Genomic DNA, 4,803 nt, shown 5'->3' on the forward strand with positions numbered 1-4,803 from the left:
CTGCTCGGTCGGGTGAAGGGACCGTTGGCAATGGCGGGTGAATGTAGTGAAGCGAGGAGGCGGTGGGGTGGTAGATCTTTGTGGTGACCGCTAGTTGGGTTAATGATGAAGGCCGAGTAGCTCTCGAAGTCGGTTCGCGTCCAATCAAGCAAACAGCGATTGTTCGCGAAGCTCCAGTTGTGTATGTGTGACTCATAGTTTAGATCGATAAACGTGCAGCGTGACGACTTTTGTTGTCGGCGAGTATTTATTTTAGGTTTCTGTTAATCAGATTAAGTATTGCTTTAATGTGCCTGAATAAAACCAAGTGACGAAGTCAAAAAATGGAATAAGTAATGGAGTCACGATGGCTTTTTTCACCGTACTGCTGGCATTGATTTGGGGGATGTTCGTCGTTCGGGTGGCGCTGAAGTTTTTAGGCTGAGAAATGCCTTCAAGGCGGCACGTCGCAGCGCTGGAACTCCAGGCCCCCGTCTTCGCGCCCAAAAACGCGCTAACTAAACTACCGCCCCGAACAGCGCCCCCACGGCTGCCGTAATGCCCATGGCCAACGCACCCCAGAGGGTTACCCGCCAAGCGCCGATCCCTATTTTTGCCCCCCCGGCTTTGGCTGCAATGGCGCCAAGGCCAGCAAGAAATACCAGCGACATGCCGGATATCCACGGCACAACACTGTGGGACGGGGCGACGAAAATGACCGCCAGTGGCAGGGCGGCGCCGAGCACGAAACTGGCGGCCGAGGCGAGGGCGGCTTGCAGCGGTTTGGCCGTGAGTGCTTCGCTGATGCCTAGCTCGTCTCGGGCGTGTGCACCCAGTGCATCGCGTGCCATTAATTGATCGGCCACCTGATGGGCCAGTTCGGGGGATACCCCCCGTCGCATGTAAATGTGGGCAAGCTCGCTGTGTTCGGCTTTCGGGTTACTGGCCAGTTCCGCCCGTTCCCGAGACAAGTCAGCCTGCTCGGTATCGGCCTGGGAATGCACGGACACGTACTCACCCGCCGCCATGGACATGGCTCCTGCCACCAGCCCGGCCATGCCGGTGACGATCAGCGTGGAGTGGGTGGCGTTGGCAGCGGCGACGCCGATCAACAAGCTGGCGGTGGAGACGATCCCGTCATTGGCGCCCAGTACCGCGGCGCGAAGCCAGCCGATACGGTCGCTGCGGTGTAGCTCGGTGTGCCTGTGCATGAATTTCATGGGTTAGCGCGACTCAGGTTATTGACGGGGTTGGATCCTTCGGCTTCAGCCTGCGCTTGCAGTTTGCCGCCGACAATCGATATTTCCTTTAGCTCTTCACCGTTGCGCACCACGAACAGTGCGTCCATCCCGCGCTCCTGCGCCAAGCGTGGGCCTTCTATTTCTCCCAGCACCATCAATGCCGTGGCCCAGGCATCGGCGAGCATGCACGAACCCGCCACGACGGTGACCGCTGCAAGTGCGTTGCGCAACGGTGCACCGGTAACGGGGTTCATGGTGTGGGCGCAGAATTGCCCATGCACCTCCACCCAGTGGCGGTAATCCCCGGACGTGGCGATGGCGGCATCGATGAGTTCCATTGCGGCCATGACTTCCCGTACGCCCCGGCAGGGTTTTTCAATGGCCACGACCCAGGGTTGGGCAGGATCGAGCGGGGTGGGGCACCTATTCCCATTGGTTTGGAAACCAAACTCCAGCGCATGGACGTACTGCACATGGTCGGATTGCACAGTGCCATCGAAAAGGCCAGTGGGCTGTTGGGTAAAATCGCCCGGCCCAGCACGGCAACCGATTTGTTAACCCTGTCGTTGGGGATGATACTTGGCTTGCTGATCGGTCTGATTCAGGTACTCGCGTATGGCGCATCGGTGGGGTTAGGCAACGCAGGTGGCCTGTTGGTCTCGGGCATTATTGTGTCGTCACTGGTCTCGCGGGTTCGATTTTTCGGCAATACACCCAATGCTGCTCGCAACATTCTTGAAGACATGGGGCTGATCTTTTTTGTCGCCATCGTCGGCGTCAACGCGGGAGCAAACCTGGTCTCGCAACTAAACGGAATGATTGCGTTGAAAATCTTTCTGTTGGGGTTTGTCGCTTGCACGATTCCGCCCTTTATCGTCTGGGCTGTCGGTTTCCATATATTCAAGATCAACCCGGCGATCCTGATGGGCGGTGTTGCAGGCGCACGCAGCCATTCGGGCCCTGCGCGCGAGGCCGCCAAGGAAGTGCAGAGCAGCGTTCCCTGGATCGGCTTTCCTGTGGCTTATGCCGTGTCGGGCATATTGCTGACGGTCTTTGGTTACTTTGCGATGGTACTGGCTCACTAGCGGTTCGACTCCTGCGCCCGGATAACTGACAAGGATCAAGTTATCCGGGCCAGAAACGCTCAGTCTGGAGTCTTATTCATTCAGCCGAGGTGCACCATGTCCTATACACAGCGCTTACTGTTGATTGCCCCGGCTGCCATGATCCGAACGGCGGCGTTCGACCGGGCGAATGCGTTGGCTAAAGCCATGCAGCTACCGTTGCATATCGTCGCATTTGATTATCTACAAGCCTTGGCGGTAGCGGGACTGTTCGCTCCCGAACAAATAAACCAGGCAAGGGATGGGTATCTGCAGACCCGTGGCCAGTGGCTGGAGAAGCAAGCCGAGCAGGCACGCCAGCAGGGCATTCATGCCACAAGTGAAGTGATCTGGATTAAACACCCTTACGAAGAAATCCTGCAATTTGTCAACGAGACACAACTGGCCCTGATTATCAAAGATGCCGAGGAAGAGTCTGTGTTGAAGCGCATCTTCTTCACACCGCTGGACTGGCAGCTGCTGCGCAATTGCCCCGCGCCGGTTCATCTGGTGACCAACAGTCTCAACCCACTCCCACGCAATGTGCTTGCTATCGTTGATCTGTTGCGCAGCGAAGAACAAGACATTGTGTTTAACGACCAGATCGTCGACGCCGCCGTGAAGTTGGCCGACCAGTGTGATGCCAGGCTTGAGTTGGTCCACGTGTATGACTGGACGGCTGTATACGCCCAAGACATGGGCTATGGCGCACTGCCGTTGGCCACCGGGATTTATGAGGCGTTGGGCGTGGCCCAGCGTGAGGCGTTCGCGGCCCTGTGCGAGCGGCATGGTGTACCTGTGGAATGTCGCCACTTCATCGAGGGCATGCCACTGATGAACATCTGTGAGTTCGCCACCGACCATCATACCGACGTCATCGTGATGGGAACCGTACAGCATAGAGGGCTGAAAAAACTCTTGGGAACCACCGCCGAACAGCTCTTGCATCAGGCGCCGTGCAGCGTGCTGGCGGTAAAGCCCGGGCGAGTATTGCAGTCATGAATGCTACTTGACCCGGGGCGTCGTTGTGCTGGACGGTGCCATGGACGATGCAATCACCTTGGCCGGCAAGGACTTGCCGACCAACCCGCTCTTTGCAGCGACGACCGGCTTGAATGCTCAGTTCAGCGCTAATCGATACACGACTTGCGTCGCATCCAGCGGGTCGCGATGACTGTCAAAGCCCAGTTCTTGCGCCAAACCGCGCATGTGAGTGTTCACGGCTGAGTCCATCGACATCATGGACTCAAAACCATTGAGGCGTGCCGCATCGATCAAGTGTTGCATCAGCCGTTTGCCCAGGCCTTTGTTTTGCCATTGATCGGCAACTACTACCGCCGATTCGCACTGAGTGTCGCCCTCGGCCGAGGCATAACGCGCGACGCCGATCTCGATCAAGTGCCCACCGTCCATGAACAGTGCGACATACGCCATCTGTTGCGGGCTGTTGACGGCCATCAATTGATTCATGAGGGCGTTACCCGGCTCAGTGATGCTGCATAGAAAGCGAAAATGCCGTGACTCGGGAGAAAGGTTCTTGATGAAGGCGAATTCGCGCTCTCGATCTTTGGCTTCCAACGGGCGAATGAGTACATGGGTACCGTCCTTCAAAGGATCGATCCAGTGATCGGTTTGAACGTCCGACACGGTGGGGGTGCTGTTTGAGGCGTTATGGGGTAGGGCGGTCATGGTGAGATTCCTCGTCAATCGTAAATACCACTGAAGCGAAGCTGCCTCTCTTGTGTACCCCTCGGATGTCGGGTGTTTCTGATCCAGGTCAAGACTGCCAGCTTATTGGCGATCAGACTGACCATTGGTTGTTCGAGCGTGCCGTTGTCAGGCGTTGGCGGCTTGGGTAAGAGGGTTCATTCACGAGGTGCTTCATGACTGACGATTCACACCATATGCTGCTGGTCCTGAATGCGGGGTCGTCGGGTATCAAATTTTCGCTTTACCAGACGGACATTGTTACCTCGCGCGGACCTGAATGCCTGGGCAGCGGGAGTTTCAACGTTCATCAGGATACCGAGCACCTGATCTTCAAGCGCACGGGCGCCCAAACCCGAAAGGAAGAACAGTGGCCACGCAACGACGCCACGCCGCCAGGCGGAACCTTGTTCAATCTGATGGACTGGATTGAGCGTCATTACGCTTGGCAAATCCGTGCAGCGGCCCATCGTGTCGTTCATGGCGGAGATCGTACGGAGGTGGCGCAACGGGTCGACGACTCGGTGATGGCTGAACTCCAAGCGCTTATCCCGATGGCACCCCTTCATCAGGCCCAGTGCCTGGCGCCAATCATCTACCTGGCGCATGAGCACCCAGGCCTGGCGCAGTTCGTGTGTTTCGACACCGCATTCCACCACACCCTCGACACGGTGGAAGTGACCTACGGACTGCCCCGGGCGTTGACCGCGCAAGGCCTGCGCCGCTATGGCTTTCATGGTTTGTCCTACGAATACATCGCCAGTATTCTGCCC

General features: G+C 57.3%; 4 protein-coding genes and 2 pseudogenes. 3 read left to right on the plus strand and 3 right to left on the minus strand.

The annotated features are described in order from the left end of the window. Positions 1 to 497: 497 nt before the first annotated feature. Positions 498 to 1,199, minus strand: coding sequence for a VIT1/CCC1 transporter family protein (locus FEM54_RS24920; RefSeq protein WP_138453478.1), 702 nt, complete (start codon positions 1,197 to 1,199; stop codon positions 498 to 500). After that, positions 1,196 to 1,618: pseudogene (locus FEM54_RS24925) on the minus strand (FAD:protein FMN transferase); the annotation flags it as partial. The gene FEM54_RS24920 and the pseudogene FEM54_RS24925, both read right to left, overlap by 4 nt. Before the next feature lie 75 nt (positions 1,619 to 1,693). Between FEM54_RS24925 and FEM54_RS24930 the strand changes: the two are divergent. Together FEM54_RS24930 and FEM54_RS24935 are read left to right on the plus strand one after the other, a co-directional pair. Continuing rightward, positions 1,694 to 2,305, plus strand: coding sequence for an aspartate-alanine antiporter-like transporter (locus tag FEM54_RS24930; RefSeq protein ID WP_225932986.1), 612 nt, complete (start codon positions 1,694 to 1,696; stop codon positions 2,303 to 2,305). A 96-nt stretch (positions 2,306 to 2,401) separates the two neighbouring features. Further along, positions 2,402 to 3,325: a universal stress protein gene (locus FEM54_RS24935; RefSeq protein WP_138453479.1), complete on the plus strand. Its 924-nt coding sequence runs from the start codon at positions 2,402 to 2,404 to the stop codon at positions 3,323 to 3,325. Between the two features lie 117 nt (positions 3,326 to 3,442). Here the strand turns inward: FEM54_RS24935 and FEM54_RS24940 are convergent, their stop codons facing one another. Beyond that, positions 3,443 to 4,012, minus strand: coding sequence for a GNAT family N-acetyltransferase (locus FEM54_RS24940; RefSeq protein ID WP_128589179.1), 570 nt, complete (start codon positions 4,010 to 4,012; stop codon positions 3,443 to 3,445). Positions 4,013 to 4,206: 194 nt separating this feature from the next. Here FEM54_RS24940 and FEM54_RS24945 point away from each other — a divergent pair. Beyond that, positions 4,207 to 4,803: pseudogene (locus FEM54_RS24945) on the plus strand (acetate/propionate family kinase); the annotation flags it as partial.

Origin of the sequence: Pseudomonas edaphica, from assembly GCF_005863185.1 — a bacterium.
GTDB lineage: Bacteria > Pseudomonadota > Gammaproteobacteria > Pseudomonadales > Pseudomonadaceae > Aquipseudomonas > Aquipseudomonas edaphica.